At 72.7% G+C, this 19771-nt stretch carries 17 protein-coding genes, 1 tRNA gene and 4 pseudogenes; 14 read left to right on the top strand and 8 right to left on the bottom strand.

Annotated elements, in window-relative coordinates:
* Positions 1–47 precede the first annotated feature (47 nt).
* The 6 genes from U6N30_RS13380 (at position 48) to scpB (ending at position 4462) form a co-directional block, all read left to right on the top strand.
* Positions 48–965, top strand: a complete 918-nt coding sequence (locus U6N30_RS13380) for a site-specific tyrosine recombinase XerD (protein ID WP_324277651.1) — start codon at positions 48–50, stop codon at positions 963–965.
* A 373-nt stretch (positions 966–1338) separates the two neighbouring features.
* Positions 1339–2079, top strand: a complete 741-nt coding sequence (locus U6N30_RS13385; RefSeq protein WP_324277652.1) for a ParA family protein — start codon at positions 1339–1341, stop codon at positions 2077–2079.
* A gap of 73 nt (positions 2080–2152) precedes the next feature.
* Positions 2153–2662 carry a hypothetical protein gene (locus U6N30_RS13390; protein ID WP_324277653.1) on the top strand — a complete coding sequence of 170 codons (510 nt, stop codon included), beginning with the start codon at positions 2153–2155 and terminating at the stop codon, positions 2660–2662.
* Between the two features lie 225 nt (positions 2663–2887).
* The gene (locus tag U6N30_RS13395) at positions 2888–3685 is read left to right on the top strand and encodes a segregation and condensation protein A (protein ID WP_324278289.1); all 798 of its coding nucleotides are present in this window, start codon (positions 2888–2890) and stop codon (positions 3683–3685) included.
* Entirely contained in the window at positions 3603–3959 is a 357-nt protein-coding gene (locus U6N30_RS13400) for a hypothetical protein (RefSeq protein WP_324277654.1), read from the top strand. Before U6N30_RS13395 ends, U6N30_RS13400 begins: the two co-directional genes overlap by 83 nt.
* On the top strand, positions 3959–4462 hold the full coding sequence (gene scpB, locus U6N30_RS13405; RefSeq protein WP_324277655.1) for an SMC-Scp complex subunit ScpB: 504 nt from the start codon (positions 3959–3961) through the stop codon (positions 4460–4462). The genes U6N30_RS13400 and scpB overlap by 1 nt, the downstream gene beginning before the upstream one ends.
* A 1-nt stretch (position 4463) precedes the next feature.
* Here scpB and U6N30_RS13410 read toward each other — a convergent pair whose 3' ends face one another.
* Positions 4464–5285: an alpha/beta fold hydrolase gene (locus U6N30_RS13410; RefSeq protein WP_324277656.1), complete on the bottom strand. Its 822-nt coding sequence runs from the start codon at positions 5283–5285 to the stop codon at positions 4464–4466.
* Between the two features lie 124 nt (positions 5286–5409).
* Between U6N30_RS13410 and U6N30_RS13415 the strand changes: the two genes are divergently transcribed.
* Positions 5410–6273: a pseudouridine synthase gene (locus U6N30_RS13415; RefSeq protein ID WP_479690600.1), complete on the top strand. Its 864-nt coding sequence runs from the start codon at positions 5410–5412 to the stop codon at positions 6271–6273.
* 56 nt (positions 6274–6329) lie between these two features.
* Here the strand turns inward: U6N30_RS13415 and U6N30_RS13420 are convergent.
* Positions 6330–6763: pseudogene (locus U6N30_RS13420) on the bottom strand (glycoside hydrolase family 3 protein); the annotation flags it as partial.
* A gap of 372 nt (positions 6764–7135) precedes the next feature.
* The gene (locus U6N30_RS13425) at positions 7136–8347 is read right to left on the bottom strand and encodes an IS110 family RNA-guided transposase (RefSeq protein ID WP_324277657.1); all 1212 of its coding nucleotides are present in this window, start codon (positions 8345–8347) and stop codon (positions 7136–7138) included.
* A 96-nt stretch (positions 8348–8443) separates the two neighbouring features.
* Between U6N30_RS13425 and aroH the strand changes: the two genes are divergently transcribed.
* The 4 genes and pseudogenes from aroH to U6N30_RS13445 form a co-directional block, all read left to right on the top strand.
* Positions 8444–8806: a chorismate mutase gene (aroH, locus tag U6N30_RS13430; RefSeq protein WP_324277658.1), complete on the top strand. Its 363-nt coding sequence runs from the start codon at positions 8444–8446 to the stop codon at positions 8804–8806.
* Positions 8807–8946: 140 nt separating this feature from the next.
* Positions 8947–9641, top strand: a pseudogene (cmk, locus tag U6N30_RS13435) ((d)CMP kinase).
* Positions 9638–10231, top strand: coding sequence for a GTPase (locus tag U6N30_RS13440; RefSeq protein WP_324277659.1), 594 nt, complete (start codon positions 9638–9640; stop codon positions 10229–10231). Before cmk ends, U6N30_RS13440 begins: the two are co-directional and overlap by 4 nt.
* Positions 10114–10884 (top strand): annotated as a pseudogene (locus U6N30_RS13445) (GTP-binding protein); the annotation flags it as partial. The gene U6N30_RS13440 and the pseudogene U6N30_RS13445, both read left to right, overlap by 118 nt.
* A gap of 110 nt (positions 10885–10994) precedes the next feature.
* Here U6N30_RS13445 and U6N30_RS13450 read toward each other — a convergent pair.
* Positions 10995–11879: an MMPL family transporter gene (locus tag U6N30_RS13450; RefSeq protein ID WP_324277660.1), complete on the bottom strand. Its 885-nt coding sequence runs from the start codon at positions 11877–11879 to the stop codon at positions 10995–10997.
* A complete protein-coding gene (locus U6N30_RS13455) occupies positions 11873–13153 on the bottom strand; it encodes an MMPL family transporter (protein ID WP_324277661.1) in 1281 nt (426 codons plus the stop codon). Before U6N30_RS13455 ends, U6N30_RS13450 begins: the two co-directional genes overlap by 7 nt.
* 215 nt (positions 13154–13368) lie before the next feature.
* On the opposite strand from U6N30_RS13455, the gene U6N30_RS13460 reads away from it, so the two are divergent.
* The 3 genes from U6N30_RS13460 (at position 13369) to U6N30_RS13470 (ending at position 14886) form a co-directional block, all read left to right on the top strand.
* A tRNA-Pro gene (locus U6N30_RS13460) sits at positions 13369–13441 on the top strand.
* 672 nt (positions 13442–14113) lie between these two features.
* Positions 14114–14440 carry a hypothetical protein gene (locus U6N30_RS13465; RefSeq protein WP_324277662.1) on the top strand — a complete coding sequence of 109 codons (327 nt, stop codon included), beginning with the start codon at positions 14114–14116 and terminating at the stop codon, positions 14438–14440.
* Positions 14437–14886, top strand: a complete 450-nt coding sequence (locus U6N30_RS13470) for a hypothetical protein (RefSeq protein WP_324277663.1) — start codon at positions 14437–14439, stop codon at positions 14884–14886. Before U6N30_RS13465 ends, U6N30_RS13470 begins: the two co-directional genes overlap by 4 nt.
* Positions 14887–15117: 231 nt before the next feature.
* Here the strand turns inward: U6N30_RS13470 and U6N30_RS13475 are convergent, their stop codons facing one another.
* The 3 genes and pseudogenes from U6N30_RS13475 to U6N30_RS33845 form a co-directional block, all read right to left on the bottom strand.
* Positions 15118–15438, bottom strand: coding sequence for a hypothetical protein (locus U6N30_RS13475; RefSeq protein ID WP_324277664.1), 321 nt, complete (start codon positions 15436–15438; stop codon positions 15118–15120).
* Complete coding sequence (locus tag U6N30_RS13480; protein ID WP_324277665.1) at positions 15402–17618, bottom strand: HAD-IC family P-type ATPase; 2217 nt, start codon at positions 17616–17618, stop codon at positions 15402–15404. Before U6N30_RS13480 ends, U6N30_RS13475 begins: the two co-directional genes overlap by 37 nt.
* 450 nt (positions 17619–18068) lie before the next feature.
* A pseudogene (locus tag U6N30_RS33845) lies at positions 18069–19714 on the bottom strand (AI-2E family transporter).
* Positions 19715–19771: the final 57 nt, after the last annotated feature.

The following is a 19771-nucleotide window of genomic DNA, read 5'->3' on the forward strand; positions in this document are numbered from 1 at the left end:
CCACCGACCCGGCCACCGGCGCCGCCGCCGGGCCCACGATCGAGCGCGTGGTCTCCGGCTACCTGGACCACCTCACCGTCGAGCGCGGGCTGGCCGCCAACACCATCGCCTCCTACCGCCGCGACCTGCGCCGGTACACCGGGTACCTCGCCGACGCCGGCGTGCGGGGCCTGGGCGAGGTGGCCGGATCCGACGTCTCCGGCTTCCTGGCGGCCCTGCGCGAGGGCGACGACGACCACCCGCCCCTGTCGGCGACGTCGGCGGCCCGCGCGGTCGTCGCCGTCCGGGGCCTGCACCGGTTCGCGCTGCTCGACGGGCTGGTGCCCGACGACGTCGCCCACGAGGTGCGGCCACCGACGCCCGCCCGGCGCCTGCCCAAGGCGCTCCCGGTGGAGTCCGTCGTCGCCCTCATCGAGGCGGCGGGCTCCCTCGAGGGCCCCCGGGGTCTCCGCGACCGCGCGCTGATGGAGCTGCTGTACGGCACCGGCGCCCGCATCTCCGAGGCGGTCGGGCTGGCCGTCGACGACCTCGACCGCGGCCAGGCGGCGGTGCGGCTCGCGGGCAAGGGCGGCAAGGAGCGCGTCGTCCCCGTCGGCAGCTACGCCGTCCGCGCCGTGGAGGAGTACCTGGTGCGGGCGCGCCCGGCCCTGGCCGCGAGCAGCCGCGGCGGCGTGCGCGGCGGCACGCTCTTCCTCAACGTGCGGGGCGGTCCGCTGTCCCGGCAGAGCGCCTGGGCCATCCTGCGCTCGGCCGCGGAGCGTGCCGGCCTCGATCCCGCGACCGTGTCGCCGCACACGCTGCGGCACTCGTTCGCCACGCACCTGCTCGACGGCGGCGCCGACGTGCGCGTGGTCCAGGAACTGCTCGGCCACGCCTCGGTGACGACCACGCAGGTGTACACGCTGGTGACCGTCGACCGCCTGCGCGAGGTCTACGCCACCAGCCATCCACGCGCACTGACCTGACACCACGGCGGTCGCGCTCTTGGCATGTTCTGGCGCCACTTCGGCTTGATGAGTCACAGGTGTAGTCAGTAATCGCCATGTCGACAAGTGGTCCGGCGTGCCTGCTTGGGAACCTCCGCCACCCTTCGTAGCGTCTCCATCACCCGAGCGGCCAGGACGGCTGACCGCACCCGGAACGACCGGGATCGGGCACGAGGTGGAGGCAACAAGACCCATGGCTACCCGAGCGGACGCGGCCTCTGCCGTCGCGCGGCCGCACGACAGCGGCCCCGAGATGGGGGCGATCTCCCGTCAGGACCCGGCGAAGGCACGGCAGCGCCCCTGCCGGAGCCCAAGCCCTCACGGAGCACGGGCCCGCCCGCATCATCGCGATGTGCAACCAGAAGGGGGCGTCGGCAAGACGACGTCCACCATCAACCTGGGTGCTGCGCTGACCGAGTTCGGGCGGCGCGTGCTGCTCATCGACCTGGACCCGCAGGGCGCGCTGTCGGTCGGGCTGGGCATCCCGGCCCAGAACATGGACCGGACGATCTACAACGCGCTGATGGAGCGGAAGACCACGCTGGCCGACGTCCGCGTGCCGACCGACATCCCCGGGCTGGACCTGGTCCCGAGCAACATCGACCTGTCCGCGGCCGAGGTGCAGCTGGTCAGCGAGGTGGCCCGTGAGCAGACCCTGCTGCGTGTGCTCGCCGACGTGCGCAACGACTACGACTACATCCTGATCGACTGCCAGCCCTCGCTCGGCCTGCTCACGGTCAACGCGCTCACCGCCGCCCAGGGCGTCATCATCCCGCTGGAGTGCGAGTTCTTCTCCCTCCGCGGCGTGGCCCTGCTCGTCGACACGATCGACAAGGTCAAGGAGCGGCTGAACCCGTCGCTGGAGATCTCCGGGATCCTGGCGACGATGTACGACTCGCGGACCGTGCACTGCCGCGAGGTCTTCAGCCGGGTCGTCGAGGCATTCGACGACGTGGTGTTCCAGACCGTCATCCAGCGCACCGTGCGGTTCCCGGAGACCACGGTCGCCGGCCAGCCGATCACCACGTGGGCGCCCACGTCCTCGGGCGCCTCGGCGTACCGCGACCTCGCGAAGGAGGTGCTCTCACTGTGATCGAGCTCGCGAGATCACCCATGGACACAGCACTCGGGGGCACGATGCCGACGAGCGTCAGCGAGGAGGGGTCGTGACCCGTAGGCCCGTCCTGCCCGGGGCGTCGGAACTGTTCCGGCGCACCGACTCCACCGCCTCGACCCCCGAGGTGACCGAGCTGCCCAGCCTCAGCTCCACAACCAGCTCGCCGGCCCTGCGCGGGGCCTCGACCGGTCGCCGGGACGAGGCGGGTGAGACCTCGCCGAGCATGCCGCTCACGCTGGTCCCGGGTGGTGCGGCCCAGGGCGACGAGCTGGCCGGTTTCCGGGGCACGCCCCAGCCGGTGCCGACCCTGCAGCCGCACGTCCCCACCCGCGGCCGGCCGGTCCGCCGGGCCGACCGCACCAAGCACGACGAGAAGATCACCGTCTACATCTCCGCGGACGAGCTGCTCGCCCTGGAGACCGCCCGGCTGACCCTGCGCGGCCAGCACGGACTGGCCGCCGACCGCGGCCGGATCGTCCGCGAGGCGATCTCGGTCCTGCTGGCCGATCTCGGCGAGCGGGGCGACGAGTCGGTCCTGGTCCGGCGCCTGAGAGGGTAAGGACCCCCGTGCCCCCCACCGCTCGCACGCTCGCGGCGGGCCCCTGCACGCGCGCCGCCTAGGCTCGGCGTCCGTGAGCAGTGACGACGGCGCGGCAGCGGGACCGACACGGTCCCCGGTGCCGCGCCGACGCGCTTCACCGTCAAGCTCACCAACTTCGAGGGCCCGTTCGATCTGCTGCTGCAGCTGATCGGCAAGCACAAGCTCGACGTCACCGAGATCGCCCTGTCGACGGTCACCGACGAGTTCATCGCCCACCTGCGGGCTCTGGGGGACCAGCTCGACCTGGATCAGGCCAGCGAGTTCCTCGTCGTGGCCTCCACGCTGCTCGACCTCAAGGCGGCCCGTCTCCTCCCGGCCGCCGACGTCGACGACGAGGACGACCTGGAGCTGCTCGAGGCGCGGGACCTGCTCTTCGCCCGCCTGCTGCAGTACAAGGCCTACAAGCAGGCCGCCCGGTTCCTGCGGGAACGGGAGGCCGGCGCCGCGCACCGCCATGCCCGGTCGGCCGCGCTCGAGCCGCGGTTCGCCGACCTCGTGCCCGAGGTGGTGCTCGACCTCAGCCCTCAGCAGTTCGCGGCGATGGCCGCCCGGGTGCTGGCGCCCAAGGCCCCGGAGGTGGTGAGCGTCTCGCACCTGCATGCCCCGCCGGTCAGCGTCTCCGAACAGCTGCTCGCCGTCCGCAACCACCTGGTCCGCTCCGGGACGTCGACCTTCCGCGCCCTCACCGCCGACTGCGGGCACACCCTCGAGGTGGTCGCCCGGTTCCTGGCGCTGCTCGAGCTCTACCGGCAGCAGCGGGTCGTGTTCGAGCAGCTGACGCCCCTGGGGAGCTGCACGTGCGATGGACCGGTGGGGCCGGCCCGGCGGACGGCGTCGACGTCGACGGCGTGGTCGAGGAACCAGAGGACGCGAGGACGGACCTGGACGAGGAGTACACGTGAGCGAGCAGATCCCGAAGGCGGAGGATCCGGCACCGATCTCGTGGGAGGCGCTCGCTGCCGAGCTGGCCGCCACCCGTGAGCTGGCGCAGCACCGGGGTGAGGATGACCCGAAGGCCTGGGACGCCGTGGCGGCCGAACTGGCCGTACGGGTCGCCGAGCAGCCGGTGGAGACGCCGGAACCGGCTCCGGTGCCGCCGGAGCCGGACGAACCGACCGAGTCCGAGCCGCCGCAGGACTCCACGCCGCCCGACGTCCCGGTGGGGAGCCGGAGCCGGGCGAGCAGGCCGAGGACCAGCTGGAGCTGCTCGACCCGGCGGAACTCCACGGAAGCCTCGAGGCCCTGCTGTTCGTGATGGACGACCCGGTCGACGTGGTGACGCTCGCGGCCGCGCTGCGCTGCCCCGTCGAGCAGGCGCGCGACGGGCTGGTCGCCCTGGCCGACGACTACGATCGGCGCCGCTCCGGGCTGGTGCTTCGGCGGGTGGGCGAGGGCTGGCGGCTCTACACCCGGGAGGAGCACGCCCCCGTCGTGGAGCGGTACCTGGTCGACGGGCAGCGCAGCCGCCTGACCCAGGCTGCGCTGGAGACCCTCGCCGTGATCGCCTACCGCCAGCCGGTCACGCGGGCGCGGGTGTCGGCCATCCGCGGCGTCGGCGTGGACGGCGTCATGCGCACGCTGCTCACCCGCGGCCTGGTGCACGAGGTCGGCAGCGATCCCGACAGCGGGGGCGGTCTCTACGCCACCACGCCGCTGTTCCTGGAACGGCTCGGGCTCGAGAGCCTGGCGGACCTGCCCGAGCTGGCGCCGTTCCTGCCGGAGACCGCGGCGATGCTCGACGAGCACCCCGACAGTTGACTCAGGACCGGCCGTCGCCGGCGAGCTCGGCCAGGAAGGACACCACGTCGGCGGCAAGCTGCGCTGGCTGCTCCTCCAGCACCAGGTGACCGGTGTCGGCATACTCGATCCACTCCGCGCCGGGGATCGCCTCGACCATCGCGGCCGTCTGGTCCCGGGCGAGCAGTGCGTCCCGGGCGCCGCTGACCACGAGCGTGGGCGCGGTGATCATTCCGCCGTCGGTGGGTGGCCGGGACCTGTTCAGGCCGTCGAAGGACGCCATCCAGACAGAGGCAGGGAGACGGAGCGCGTCCTCGACCATGAGGTCCACGTACCAGGCGGGCAGCCGGTCCAGGTCGGTGAACCCGGCCGTGAAGGTCCGCGCCCAGGCAGGGTCCACGGGGTCGCTGATGCCGGCGAGTTCGTCGGCGAACGGTGGGAGACCCCGGAGGTCGCGTGGGGCGCCGGCGAGGACCAGGCCGGCGACCCTGTCCGGTGCGGTGACGGCGACCTGCTGAGCGACGTAGCCACCGCTGGACGCGCCGACCAGGACTGCTTCGGGCATGCCGAGGGCATCGAGGACGGCGATGACGTCCGCGGCGAGCGTCGGCAGGTCGTATCCGGTCGTCGGCTTGTCGGCGTCCCCGTGGCCGCGCAGGTCGACGGTCACGGCGCGCACTCGCTGTGGCAGCAGGGGCAGCAGCGCCGCGAACGACCGGCGTGAACCGGCCCACCCGTGCAGGAGGAGCACGGCCGGTGAACCGTCCCGGTGCCCGTGCTCGGAGACGACGGTCGTGATGCCGGTGGACAGGTCGAGGAGCTGTCCACCTCCTGCGCCCGCCATGGCCCGACGCTAGTCCGCCGCGTCGTCCCGGCACTCCCATGCCGTCGGCACGGCGATCTTGCTCACCTTCGGTGCTCCGGGCGGGCGTGACCGGCGGTGGGATGGCAGAGGTGGGTCGGGCGGGGTGGAAGACTGGGTGGCGATGAATTCAGCGACACCGAACGACGAGACCACCACCGACGCCGGCGCGGGCTGGTCGGAGGACATGGAGCTTGCTCCTGTCCACCCCGGGGACCGGCCTTCCGCCGAGCCGGACGAGGACCGTGAGGGCGAGCGGCTGCAGAAGGTGCTCGCGCGGGCCGGCGTCGGCTCGCGGCGGGTGTGCGAGGACATGATCGAGTCGGGCCGGATCAGCGTGAACGGCGCCGTCGTGCAGGTCCAGGGCATGCGGGTGGACCCCGCCAAGGACAAGATCGCCGTGGACGGCGTACGGATCGAGATCCGCGAGGACCGCGTCACCTACGCCATGAACAAGCCCACGGGCGTCATCACCGCGATGAGCGACGACCGCAACCGCCCCACCATCGGCGACATGGTCGGTGACCTGGCCAAGGGCCTGGTCCACGTCGGCCGGCTCGACCAGGACACCGAGGGCCTGCTGCTCCTCACCACCGACGGAGAACTGGCCCACCGCCTGGCCCACCCCTCCTACGAGGTGTCCAAGACCTACCTCGCCCAGGTGTCGGGCTCGGTGCCCCGCGACCTGGCACGCAGGCTGCGCTCGGGCGTCGAGCTGGACGACGGACCGGTGAAGGTCGACTCCTTCCGCGTCGTCGACACCCATGCCGGGCAGTCGGTCGTCGAGGTCGTCCTCCACGAGGGCCGCAAGCACATCGTCCGGCGGCTGCTGGCGCACGTCGGGCTGCCGGTCTCCCGGCTCACCCGCACGGCCGTCGGCCCCATCCAGCTGCAGCGGATGCGGTCGGGGTCGATCCGCAAGCTCTCCAAGGAGGAGCTCGGCACGCTCCAGGAGCTCGTCGGTCTGTAGGCCGTGGCGGGTTGTCCGCCGGGGCGGCTCGGCACCTGCATGGGCAGGCGCCCGGACGGGTGCACCCGCCCGTTGAGCACGTCCGCGACCGCGCCGGCGACCTCCTCGCCGGGAAAGAAGGCTGCACGCTCGCCGCGGCCCGGTCGACCACGTCGCCCAGTGCGTAGCGCCGGCCGGTCAGCAGCACCACGACCACCGGCGTTCCGCTCCCCAGCGGGGCCTCGAGCAGCTCGGCCTGGGCGCCCGGCAGCCGCAGGTCGTCGGCGTCACACCCATCACCCGAGGTGCTGCGTCCGGACAGGCCGGCGCGGTCGCCGAGCACCGCCAGGCAGATGTCGGATTCCCGGGCCAGCCGGACCTGTTCGACGTCGTCAGCGGCCGGCGACTGCAGGACTGATATGTGAGGTCGGTCTGTCAAGTGGCAGGTCGAGGCGCCGCCAGGGCTGGCTGCTCTGGCGGCGCCTCTTCTGTGCTGGCTCGTGCGAGGCATCGACGGAGTTGGCGTGTCGTGCGACGCGCGGTCGAGACTGATATGCGCGGGTTGGATACCGCAGTACGGCGTTCGGCTGGGGCGCCTCGGCGTGTCTGAGGTCGAGCGTCACGACGTCGTGCCTGTGTCGGGTCGACGTGGTGGCTCACAGTCCTTCCGCCGGTCGGGCCCCTCGCGCTGCTTCCGTTGCTGCCCGGTGCTCGAGCCAGGTCTGTGATGGGGTGGCGGCTCCCTCGGCTTGCTCGCGCCCCGGGTTGCTGTTCGGTGTCGCCCGCAGCCGGGGTCAAGGCTGGCCGGAGGCCACCCGGAGGGCATGGCCTTGACCACGGCGAGGACGGCGCCAGCAGGGTGGCCCGGGCGGGAGCGAGCCGGTCAGGCGTCGGGAAGAGTGGCCAGCGACCAGCACCAGCCGGCCAGTTCGCGGGCAATCGCGACGCAGGCCACGGTGTGCTTCTTATTGCGGCTGCTCAGCTGGACCCAGCGATCGTGCAGACGCTGATTGCCGGCGTGCCCGCGAACCCGGGCAGCCGGAGTTGCCTGGTCCCAGCGGGCGCGCATGGTCGGCCCGATCCGGTAGGCGGGCTGGTGGTGCCAGGCGGCTTCGACCAGCAGCCGTCGGACGTGGCTGTTGCCGGTCTTGGTGATCGCGCCCTGGCGTCGGGAGTTGCCCGAGGAATGTTCGGAGGGGATCAGGCCGAGGTAGGCGCCGATGCTGGCGCCGGTGAACCGCGACCAGTCGCCGATCTCCACGGCCAGGGAGAAGCCGGTCAGGGTGGAGATGCCGCGCAGGCAGCACAACCGCCAGGTCACCGGGGTGAACTCGCTGTCGGCGGCCAGCGCGGTGATCTGCTCGTCCAGCCGATCACGGCGGGCCACCGTCAGCGTCAGTGCTTCCAGGTCGGCGGCGTAGGCGGCCTGGGTGCCCGCCCGCCCCCGCCCGTCGAAGCGGATCTGCCGTAGCCACTGCTCGTGCTTGCCGGTCCAGGCCGCGCCGCCGGAGTAGACGTGGCCGTGCCGCAGTAGCAGCTTGGAGAGCCGATGCCGCACCCTCATCAGGTCACCGCGGGCGTCCTCGCGGGCCCGAACCAGATCCCGGGCCGATTCCTGGGCCACGGTGGGCACCCGGACGGCGACGATGTCGTCCAGGCGCAGCAGCCTGGCCAGCAGCACCGCGTCCCGGGCGTCGGTCTTGATCCGATCCCCGGGCGGGCGGTTGATCTTCGACGGCGCGGCCACCTCGCAGCGGATCCCGGCAGCTGCCAGTGCCCGGGCCAGCCCGAAGCCGGTCGGCCCGGCCTCGTAGGTCACCGCCGCCGGCGCCGGCAGATCGTGCACCCAATCTAGGACCACGCGCGGATCAGGCACCAGCCGCTGCTTGATCAACTCGCCGGTGACACCGTCAATCGCCGCCGCGGAAACCGATCGTGCATGCACATCCAGCCCAACGCTCGTACGCTCTGCACCCATCGGGGCCTCCCCACACATGTCGGATAGGCCGGGCAGGGGCTCTCTGTCCGGCAACCCACGAATCTGTGTGAGTGGGGCCCCGACCCGCAACCGCTCCTCACGGAACCGTCGGGTCATACGGTCTGACCCGCACGGGGAGGGCGGTGGCGCACGCTCCCTAGACTCGACGAGGCCCCGGCGATCCGGGTGCTGCAATCGATCGAGGAGAAGTGCATGGCCGTCCGAGCCATCCGGGGTGCGACCCAGGTCGACGCCGACGACCGGGAGCAGGTGCTCGAGGCCACCCGCGAGCTGGTCAGCACGGTGATGGAGCGCAATCACCTCGACCGCGACGACGTGATCAGCATCCTGTTCACGGCCACACCCGACCTCGTGTCGGAGTTCCCCGCCCTGGCCGCGCGCGAGCTCGGCTTCGGTGACGTGCCGTTGATGTGCGCCTCCGAGATCGACGTCGCCCACGCCCTGCCGCGGGTGCTCCGCCTGATGGCCCACGTGGAGACGACGAAGCCGCGCTCGGAGATCCAGCACGTGTACCTGCGCGGCGCGGTGGCCCTCCGCAAGGACATAGCCCAGTGAGCGAGCGCCAGCGAGCGGCCGGCACTGGGCTGGGTGACAGCCCAGTGAGCGAGCGCCAGCGAGCGGCCGGCACTGGGCTGGGTGATAGCCCAGTGAGCGAGCGCCAGCGAGCGGCCGGCACCGGGCTGGGTGACAGCCCGGTGAGCGGCGGGTTCCGGGGGCAGATCACCCTCGACGGCCCGTCGGGCACCGGCAAGTCGAGCGTCGCCCGCGACGTCGCACGCAGGCTGGGGGCGGCCTACCTGGACACCGGGGCCATGTACCGCGCCGCCACCGTCGCCGTGCTCGACGCCGGGGTGAGCCTCGACGACAAGGTGGCGGTCGCCCGCGCCGTCTCCGAGGCGGCGATCCGTGTCGGGACGAACGCACGGCGCGAGCTGGTGACCGTCGACGGCGAGGACGTGCGGGAGCGCATCCGGGGGCCGAGGTGACCCGCGCGGTGTCGCCGGTGTCCGCCGTCCCGGCCGTCCGGAGACTGCTGGTGGCGCGACAGCGCGACCTTGTCGCCGAGGCCGGGGCGGTGGTGGTCGAAGGGCGTGACATCGGCACGGTGGTGCTCCCCGAGGCGACGCTGAAGATCTACCTGACCGCTGCGCCGGAGGTTCGCGCGAAGCGCCGGGCGGGACAGCTCGGCGTCACCGATCCGGACAAGATCGCCGCCCTCGCGGCGGACCTGCGGCGCAGGGACGAGTACGACAGCCGGCGCGCGGACAGCCCGCTGCGCCCCGCGGAGGACGCGATCGTCGTGGACAGCACGGAACTGGACCAGCGGGGCGTCGTCGACCGGATCGTGGAGCTCGCGGCGTCGGCCGTCGGGGCAGGGGAGCGGGCATGAGCGAGGAGCAGGGTGGGCCGCTGCCCGTCGTCGCGATCGTCGGGCGGCCCAACGTCGGGAAGTCCACGCTGGTCAACCGGTTCCTCGGCCGCCGGGCCGCCGTCGTCCAGGACGTCCCGGGTGTCACCCGCGACCGGATCAGCTACGAGGCGCTGTGGAACGGCAAGCGGTTCACCGTCGTCGACACCGGCGGCTGGGACCCCAGGGCCGCCGGGCTCGGCGCCGCCATCAGCCGTCAGGCGGAGTACGCGATGAAGACGGCGGACGTCATCGTCTTCGTCGTCGACAGCCAGGTCGGCGCCACCGACACCGACCTCGCCGCCGCCCGCATCCTGCGGCGCAGCGACCGGCCGGTGATCCTGGTGGCCAACAAGGTCGACGACGAGCGCAGCGAGGCCAATGCCGCGGAGCTGTGGTCGCTGGGCATGGGGAGCCGCAGCCGGTCAGCGCGCTGCACGGCCGCTCCAGCGGCGACCTGCTCGACCTCGTGCTCGAGGCGATGCCGACCGCGCCGCGCGAGCAGGAGCACGAGGGCGGCCCGCGCCGGGTGGCCCTCGTCGGCCGGCCCAATGTGGGCAAGTCCAGCCTGATCAACCGGCTGGCCAAGGAGGAGCGTTCGGTCGTCGACTCCGTCGCGGGGACGACGGTCGACCCGGTCGACTCCATGGTCACCCTCGGCGGCGAGGAGTGGCGGTTCGTCGACACGGCCGGTCTGCGCCGCAAGGTCAACACCGCCAGCGGCATGGAGTACTACGCCAGCCTCCGCACCGAGGCCGCCATCCAGGCCGCCGAGGTCGCCGTCGTGCTGCTGGCCGCCGACGAGGTCATCAGCGAGCAGGACCAGCGGGTGATCAGCCAGGTCGTCGACGCCGGGCGCGCGCTGGTCATCGCGATCAACAAGTGGGACACCCTCGACGAGGACCGGCACTTCCAGCTGGAGAAAGAGGTCGAGCGGGAGCTGGCACGGGTGCGCTGGGCGACGCGGGTCAACATCTCCGCCAGCACCGGCCGCGGGGTCAACAAGCTGGCCGACCACCTGCGCGCGGCACTGGCGTCGTGGGAGTCCCGGGTGCCGACGGCGGAGCTCAACACCTTCGTGCGGGCCCTGGTCCAGGAGACCCCGCCGCCGGCGCGCGGTGGCCGGGCTCCGAAGATCAAGTACGTCACGCAGGCCGACGTGCGGCCGCCGCGCTTCGTGGTCTTCTCCACCGGCTTCCTCGAGGCCGGCTACCGCCGGTTCCTCGAGCGCAAGCTGCGCGAGCGCTGGGGCTTCGAGGGCACGCCGATCGAGGTCTCGGTGAAGGTCCGCGAGGGCCGGGGAGCGACCGGCCCAAGGGCTGAGCCGGGCCGCCGTCACTGGCCGGGGCGGACGTCCTGGGCGGCGTCCTGGTCGCTGCGTGGCTCGGGGACCCGGGCGACGGCGCCGCCGTCGCGGTACGCCGCCTCCGGTTCGTCCGCGCGGCGCGCCAGGGCGCTCGGCCACCACATGTGCCGACCGACGTCGAGGTTCAGCGCCGTGACCAGCACGGACCGCACCACGATCGTGTCGAGCAGCACCCCGAGCGCGACCGCGATCCCGAGCTGCGTGGTGAACGTCAGCGGCAGGGTGGCGAGCACCGCGAAGGTCGCGGCGAGCACCAGTCCGGCCGACGTGATGACGCCGCCGGTCGCCGCCAGCCCGACCAGGGCGGCGCGCCGGGTGCCGTGGTCGAACGCCTCCTCCCGCACCCGGGTCATCAGGAAGATGTTGTAGTCGATGCCCAGGGCGACGAGGAACACGAAGACGAACAGCGGGAACGCGCTGTCGGTCGTCTCGACACCGACCGCCCAGTCGAAGATCAGCGCGCTGAGCCCCAGTGCCGCGCCGTAGGACAGCACCACGGTCCCGATCAGGATGAGCGGCGCCACGATAGCTCGGAGCAGGACCGCGAGAACGGCCAGCACCACGAGCATGATCAGCGGGATGATCACCACGTTGTCCCGCTGCGAGGCGGTCTGGACGTCGAGGTTGATGGCGGTGTTGCCGCCGACCAGGGCCGCGCCGTCTCCCACGTCGTCGAGTTCCGCGCGCAGGGTACGAACGGTGTCGTAGGCGGCCTGGCTGTCAGCAGGGTCCGCGAGCTCCGCCTCGACCAGCGCGTCCGCGCCGGTGACCCGCGGGTCGGCGACCGACGCGATCCCGTCGACGGCGGCCACGGCAGCGGCCACCTCGTCGGCCGTGTCCGCACCCGTCAGCACGTGGAGGGGTTGCCCGCGGCCCCGGGGAAGTGCTCCGTCGCCACTGCGTCGCCCCGGATGGACTCGGGGGTTCCGCGGAACGAGTCCGCCGCGGTCAGGCCCTTGGCGTTGAGGCCGAACATGCCGGACGAGGCCGCGAGCAGCAGCGCGCAGGTCACCAGCCACACGGCCCGGGGTCGCGGTGTGATCAGCGTCCCGACGCGGGCCCAGATGCCGGTCGCGCTGGGCTCCGGGCTGCCGAGGGCCGGGCGGACCGGCCAGAACACCCAACGCCCGCAGATGACCAGCAGCGCCGGCAGCAGGGTCAGCAGCACCACGAGCGCTACTCCGACACCGATGGCCGCCACGGGGCCGAGGCCGCGGGTGGAGTTCATGTCCGCCGCGACGAGGCACAGCATCCCGAGGATCACCGTGCCACCGCTGGCCAGCACGGCCGGCCCCGCGCGGTGGACGGCCTCGGGCATCGCCTCATGGCGGTCGGCATGCAGCCGCAGCTCCTCCCGGTAGCGGGCGACGAGCAGGAGCGCGTAGTCGGTGCCGGCACCGATCACCAGCACGGTGAGGATGCTGGCGCTCTGGGCGTTCACCGTCAGGTCGGCGTAGCGGGCGAGGAGGTAGACGACGGCCTGCGAGCAGAACAGTGCGATGACCGCCGAGAAGATGGGCAGGATCCACAGGACCGGGCTGCGGTAGGTCAGCAGCAGGATGAGGATGACGACACCCAGCGCGGCGAAGAGCAGCGTGGTGTCGAGCCCGGCGAAGGCCTCCGACGAGTCGGCTGCCTGGCCCGCCGGACCGGTCACGTAGCCGGCCAGCCCGTCGGGACCGTCCGAGACCTCCGCCCGGATGTCGTCGACGATCGGGGCGATCGCCTCCCAGCCGCCCGAGCCGGGGTTGATCGGCACGACGAGCTGGGCCGCCTGACCGTCCTCGGACGGGATCGGCCCCACGACGGTGCCGTCGAGCGCTTCCAGCCCGGCGAGGGCACGGGCGTCCTCGCCGACCGCTTCCTGATCGGCGGCGGTGAGCCCGCCCTCGCGCTCGTAGACGATGACGGCGGGGACGACGTCGGGGTCCGAGCCCAGCGCGATCTGGCGCTCGAGCGCGACAGTCGATTCCGCATCGCCCGGCAGCCACGAGGCGATGTCGTTGTCCTGCTGGTCGGTCAGCCCGCCGGTGAGCGGTGCCGACACAGCTGCCAGGACCAGCCAGAAGGCGAGGATGACCCACTTGAGTCGTCGGTGGCTGACCCGGGACGCGAACGACCTGCCCATGACGGAGACCTCCGGCACTTGCTGGTGCCGCGCTCGACTACGCGGTGGAACCCCCGTGCGGCCGCACGCTAGCGACGAGCGCCGTCCGCTGTCATCGCCTTTGCGTGCGCTGGTGGCGGCGGGCCCGAGGGGGCGCCGGAGGGCGCCGGTCGGTGCGGTAACCTGCTCGGGCGGTCGACACGCGGCCCGGGTCAGCCCGGCAGGCGTACGGCACGCGGGCTGTAGCGCAGCTTGGTAGCGCACCTGACTGGGGGTCAGGGGTCGCAGGTTCAAATCCTGTCAGCCCGACAGTGGAACCGCAGGTCAGAGGCGGGTCGGCCGGTCAGGCTGACCCGCCTCTCGCACGAGTAGAGCAACCGTTGCAGCGACAGGGGTCGCGTTGATCACCTGTTCCCAGCCGCTGAACGACCCGACGATCACCGCGTTCGCGGTGCTGGTCACCGTGGCGATGGGCCTGCACGTCGCGCTCTTGAGACCGTGGCCTGGAGGAGCACTACGGGGAGCAGTTCGACCGGCGGCTGCCCCGCGTGCTCTTCGCTCCGACACGGTCGGTGACGGTGAGCCTCCTGACGGCCTTCCTGGCGGGGAGCATCACGCCCGACGTCCTCGAAGAGGAGAGGCTCTCCGCCCGGAAGTCGGTACATGCGATGAGCGAGGACGGCGGCTGGGTGGCATGGCGGAGCGCTCCGGGGTCGTAAAGGCCGTCACGAGACCGTAAAGCGCAATCTGATTGCGAGCGGTTTGTCGGCCAAGCCGACGCGGGCATGTGGTCAAGCGTCAGACGGAGGCGCGGGACCGGCGCTGCGTGTTCGCAGCCGGGGGACCCGCTCGCCACATCCGGGGCGATGCCTCGATGGGCGTTGGTGCAACAACGTGCCTCTCCTTCATTCCGGAGCCGGTCTCGGCCGCCTTCGATGCTTCCGTCCTCTCGGACGGTGGCGCCCAGACAAGGGAGTTTCCATGCGCAAGACCCTCGCAGTCCCCGCCGTTGCGATCGCGGCCGCGGCGTTCCCGCTGCTCACCATGAGCGCTGCATCAGCCGCCCATGACGGCAGCTACCAGACGACCCTGGGCGCCCTGAACGACTCCGGCGTCTCGGGCACGGGCATGGTGACGCTCGAGGGTGACCAGGCCACTGTCACGGTCGAGGCGAGCGGCGTCCTCGCCGGCTCGCCGCACGCCCAGCACTTCCACATCGGTGCGCAGGGGTCTGCCCGCCCGCGTCCGCCGACTCGGACGGCGATGGCATCATCACCACCGCGGACGGTCAGCCGTTCTACGGGATGATCGGTGCTTCGCTGACCACCGAGGGCGACACCGGCGCGGACAGCGGCCTGGCCGTCGACCGCTTCCCGACTCCCGAGGGCGACAGCTACACCTACGAGCGCACCTTCAGCATCGACCAGGCCACGCAGGAGTCCTTCGCGGCCGGTACCGCGGTGCTGGTCGTGCACGGTATCGACGTCAACGGCAACGGTGAGTACGACGCCGAGGCCGGTCAGAGCTCGCTCGACCCGTCGCTGCCGCTCGAGGCCACCGCGCCGGCCGCCTGTGGCGTGCTGAACGCCTCGCAGATGGGCCAGATGCCCGCTGGCGGTGCCGACACCGGCGCCGGCGCCACCAGCGGCATCGAGCAGCAGGCCGCCATCGGCGTGGGTGCGTTGGCCGCCGCCGGTGCGGTCGCCGCGGGCACCGTCGCCTACCGCCGTCGCCAGGCCGCCGACCAGGTCTGATCGACCGGTGACCCGCGGTCGCGCCGGGCGGGCTCCCGCCCGGCGCGACCCGGTCCGCGTCCGGCCCGTGCCCCCGGCCGCCCGCGAGCCGCTCCGCGGAGGAACAGCCCGTGACCGACCGAGCCTGCCTCAGCTCCCGCACCTGGCTGGCGTTCGCCGTCGCCCTCGCCGTGGTGGCGGTCGTGCAGGGGACCGTCGCGCTCACCGGGCAGCAGAGCGCGACCGCTGCCGTCAGGCCGCCGGCGCCCGCCCGGCCCCGGTCAGGGACCCGAGCCCGAGGGCGCGCTCGAGCACGCGGGAGCGGTAGGCCGCGGTCAGCACGAGGAACCAGACCACCAGCGCCGGCAGCACCGTCCGGAAGACCGGGTCCGCCGCCTCCGTCAGCCCGAAGTAGTCGGTGAACCACGGGACGAACAACAGCCCGGAGAACGCCCCGACGAGCACGGCGACGAGCACGGCCGGCCGCTTGTCGCCGTCCGGACGCGTCCACGCGGCGAAGAGCCGGTTCGGCGGCTTCAGGAAGAGGATGAGCAGGAAGGCGGCGTAGGACACGAACGTCGACAGCGCCGTCTGTGCCCCGATCGTGGCCGCCGCCTCGGCGAAGCCGACGTCGTCCGAGGAGAGCCCGGTGTAGCGCTCGAAGGCGTCGAGCACCTCATCCGGGGTGCCGGCACGGCTGAGCCCCGCGAAGAGGAACGTGTAGTGGTAGGCGTACAGGCCGACGCCTCCGGCGGCCGTGATGACCGCCGCCGGCACGACGAACCGCCCCAGGTTCGGGAGCAGGCGCGGGTCCGGTGGGGAGGGCTTGGCCCACGCCGTGAGGAACAGCGTCGGGACCCCGACGGTGAGCAGCGTGAGCCCGACGTTGGCGGGGAGTACGGGAAGCCGAGGCCGAGCATGGTGACGGCGAGGATGACCAGGCCCTGGGTGCCGACGCGAGCCAGGAAGACCTGCATCGACGTACCGATGCCGTCGATGATCCGCCGGCCCTCCTGCTGGGTGGGCCGGAGCGCGGCCACGGAGTCGTCGGTCAGGACGATGTCGGCGACGTCCCTGGCGACGGCACTGCCGCTCTTCATCGCCACCCCGACGTGGGCACGCTTGAGCGCACGGGCGTCGTTCACGCCGTCGCCGATCATCGCGACGTAGCGGCCCTGCCGGCGCAGCGACTCGACGATGCGTTCCTTCTGCTCGGGGGCGATGCGGCCGAACACCGTCGTGCGGGCCACCAGACGGTCGAGCTCAGGTTCTGACAGGCCGTCGAGGCAGGCACCGGCGACCGGCGTTCCGGCGTCGAGGCCGGCCTGACGCGCGAGGGCGGCGACGGTGCTCGGGTCGTCGCCGGAGACGACCTTCAGCTCCGTCCCGTCCCGGGCGAATCCGGCGATCGTCTCCGGCACGTCGGGGCGGAGCTCGTCCGCGAGCGCGACGACGGCGACCGGCTCGAGATCCGGGAGCCGTGGTCGCCCGGCGTCGTCGCGCAGCGGGGCGGTCGCGGCCGCCCGTGCCACGAGAAGGACGCGGAGGCCCTGGTCGGTCCGCGTGGTGACGGTCTCGGCGAGCGTTGCCCCGGACAGGTGCGGTGCCAGGCGGTCGGGTGCGCCGAGCACGTACACGCCGTCGTCCGTGCGCAGGGCGCTCCACCGCAGCGTGGAGGAGAAGGGGATCTCGTCGTGCACCGCCCAGGCTCCGCCCGGCAGTGCGGCGGCCAGTGCGGTGGTGGTCAGGTTGGGCGCGTCCGTGCTGCGGGCAAGGGAGCCGACCAGGTCCTCGGCGGCCGCGGCGTCGAGCCGGCCGACCGGGTGCACCTCCGCCAGGCTCAGCCGGCCGGTCGTCAACGTGCCCGTCTTGTCGGTGCAGACGACGTCGACGTTGCTGACCGACTCCACGGCGTTGACCTGCTGCACGAGCGCACCGCGTCCACTGCTCCGCGCGGCGCCGACGGTGTAGGCGACGGCCACGAGGAAGAAGAGGCCGTAAGGCACGAGGCCTGACAGCACCGCGGTGGTCTGCACGACCCGCACCAGCGTGAACCCCTCGAGCGCGGCCTGGAACAGGATGGTCACGCTCATGAGGACCACGAGCAGCATCACCAGCCGGACGAGGAACTCGATGCGGCTCTGCAGGGGCGTGCGGTCGGTGGTGGACTGCCGCGCGTCGTCGGTCAGCCGGCTGGCGTAGCTCGCGGCGCCGACGGCCCGGGCGAGCTGGTGTGCCTCCCCACCGACGCAGAAGCTGCCCGAGAGGAGTTCGTCGCCGGGCTGCTTGAGCAGCGGCTCGGACTCGCCGGTGAGCAGGGACTCGTCAACGTCGACCCGTCCACCGTCGAGCACCGGTCCGTCGACGACGAGCTGGTCGCCGGGGCGCACCCGGAGGACGTCCCCGCGGACGACCTCCTCCGGGGCGACGTCGACGTCCCTGCCGTCCCGCACGACGGTCACCCGGCTGCGGTTGAGCAGCTGCAGCCGGTCGAGCTTGCGCTTGGCCCGGATCTCCTGGACAGCGCTGATGCCCGCGTTGACCAGGCCGAGACCGACGCTGGTGAAGGCGTCGCTGTACTGGCCCAGCGCGAGCAGCGCGGCACCGATGACGAACAGGATGATGGTGAAGAACGAGAAGACGTTCGTGCGCAGGATCCGGGCGTAGCTGCGGGACGACGCGCTGACGGCGACGTTGCCCTCGCCCCCTCGTCGCCGGGCCTCGGCCTCCCGCTGGGTCAGCCCCAGCGACACGTCGTCGCCCGCGCGGAGCCCGATCCCTGCCCGTCCACCCGGGTCGCCCTCCGTAACCGGCGCGACCAGACCGTGCGCCCTCCCGGAGTCTGCCGGGTGCGGCAGGAGCCTGCCCGCCCACGGCCGGTTCACACAGCAGGACCACCACCGGCCGACCGGCTGGTCCACCGGCCGTCCAGGCATGTCCGGCCCGACGGCCAGGAGAGGTCACAGCTCGGCGCCCAGCTCCTCCGGCACCTCACGCGCAACGCCGGGCGCGTGATGGCGACGGAGTCGCTGATCGACCGGGTCTGGCGGTACGGCACCGCGAGCCGGTCCTCGGCGTCTCCATGGACGAGCCGTTATCCCCAACACTGATGAGGCTCATCAGGAAAGCGAACCGCCGACGGCGAAGGCCACACGGCCGGGGCAGCGTGGCGCGCGGACCAGCTGACCACGGGGCGGGGCCGGTCACTCCCGCGCGAGGCGCGCGCACTCCGGGCATGGCTCGGCGGAGCCGAGGCCCCGCCGGCCGTTCCACTTCCCCTGGACCACGCCGACCGATGCGCCGCAGATCGCCGCCCACGGCGCCGGGAGGTCCGCCGTCTCGGCGAGCACGGCGTGCGCCCGCCCGGTCTCCTGGTCGCGGCCGGCCGCGTGGTCACTGGTGCCCATGGCTCCAGGATGCGCGACCGGCCGGCGTCGGGTCAGCATGGGTCGCGGCCGTGCGCTCCGGCCGGCGCCCCAGCTAGGTCGTGATGGCCGGATGCCGTGACCCGCCGTCCCCCGTGGCGGCAGCCGCGACGGGGACTCCTCCACCACGTGCGGCTCGTTCCCCTCAGGTCGACCGGTATCGATCGGATGCAGGCGGAGGTACTCGAGCACGCGGTAGGTCACCGCCATCAACGGCACGGCCAGCAGCGCACCGGCGACCCCCAGCAGCAGGCCGCCGGCCGTGACGGCGACCAGGATCGCGGCCGGGTGCAGATGCAGCGCGCGTCCCATGATCAGCGGCTGCAGCAGGTTGCCCTCGACCTGCTGCACCACGAGGACGACAACCAGGACGATGACCGCATCCGTCGTGCCGTTCGTCACCAGGGTGACCAGCACGGCCACCGCTCCGCTGACCGTCGCGCCCAGCAGGGGACGAACGCACCCACGAACGTCAGCAGCGTGAGCGAGATCCACAGCGGGACGCCCAGGATGAGCAGGGCGGCGCCGATGCCGACGGCATCGATGAGCGCGACGACGACAGCTCCCCGCACGTAGCTGGCGAGGGTGCTCCAGGCCGAACGTCCCGCGCCGTCGACCTGGTCGCGCCGCCGGTCCGGGACGCGCTCCAGCAGCCAGGCCCACATCGCTTCGCCGTCCTTGAGGAAGAAGAACACGAGGAAAGCGACGAGGATCAGCCCGCCGAGGACGTACACGGCCATGCGGGCACCGGCCGTGGGGCTGGGGCCTGCCTCGTAGAGCCAGGTGACGATCTCGTTGCGGATCTCGGCGACCTGCTGAGGGTCGAGGCCGAGCGGGCCCTCGATCGCCCAGACGCGGATCCGGTCGATCCCGGCGGCCAGTGGCCGGGTCAGGTCCTGCACCGCCGCGGCGGCCCGGAAACCGATGAGGAAGCCGATGCCCAGCAGGACGGCGGCCAGCGCGAGAACCCCGAGCAGCGCGGACACCGCCGCGGGAAGACCGGCGCGTCGCAGTGCCCGGGACATCGGCGCCATCAGCGCGGTCAGGAGCACGGCCAGCGCCAGCGCGAGGGTGACCAGCGGCAGTCTGAGCAGCAGCCAGAACGCCAGCCAGCCGAGCGCGGCGAGCGCCAGCACTCCGCCTCCGACGGCCATGGTCCGCACCGTCCAGGCCGGCACGGCGGGAAGGGGCGGACGCCGCCGTCCCGTGCCGTCCGTTTCCGGGCGTACCGGCACCCCGCTCACCGCGTCGCGCCGTCCGGCGCGGTCACCGGTCTCCGGCGACTCGCTGGTGCGGGCGCCGACCTTCCTCCCGAGGTGGACCCGCCGGCCCCGCTTCGGCACGCGGTCCCCTGACATCCACGGCTCCTCCTCTCCTCGTGGCCCGGCGGACCGGTCCGGCGGGCTCGCGCCCGCGCCTGTCATCGTCACCTCCGGGTCCTGTCATCGTCACCTCCGGGATCCATGCCCCTCCTCGTCCCT

It is taken from the genome of Blastococcus brunescens, from assembly GCF_035320885.1.
Taxonomy (GTDB): Bacteria; Actinomycetota; Actinomycetes; order Mycobacteriales; family Geodermatophilaceae; genus Blastococcus_B; species Blastococcus_B brunescens.

Coding starts and splice junctions, on each gene's coding strand:
- U6N30_RS13440 (WP_324277659.1), top strand. CDS start 9,638: ATGAGCGAGGAGCAGGGTGGGCCGCTGCCCGTCGTCGCGATCGTCGGG.
- U6N30_RS13470 (WP_324277663.1), top strand. CDS start 14,437: ATGATCGGTGCTTCGCTGACCACCGAGGGCGACACCGGCGCGGACAGC.
- U6N30_RS13425 (WP_324277657.1), bottom strand. CDS start 8,347: ATGACCCGACGGTTCCGTGAGGAGCGGTTGCGGGTCGGGGCCCCACTC.
- aroH (WP_324277658.1), top strand. CDS start 8,444: ATGGCCGTCCGAGCCATCCGGGGTGCGACCCAGGTCGACGCCGACGAC.
- U6N30_RS13465 (WP_324277662.1), top strand. CDS start 14,114: ATGCGCAAGACCCTCGCAGTCCCCGCCGTTGCGATCGCGGCCGCGGCG.
- scpB (WP_324277655.1), top strand. CDS start 3,959: ATGGACGACCCGGTCGACGTGGTGACGCTCGCGGCCGCGCTGCGCTGC.
- U6N30_RS13410 (WP_324277656.1), bottom strand. CDS start 5,285: ATGGCGGGCGCAGGAGGTGGACAGCTCCTCGACCTGTCCACCGGCATC.
- U6N30_RS13455 (WP_324277661.1), bottom strand. CDS start 13,153: ATGGGCAGGTCGTTCGCGTCCCGGGTCAGCCACCGACGACTCAAGTGG.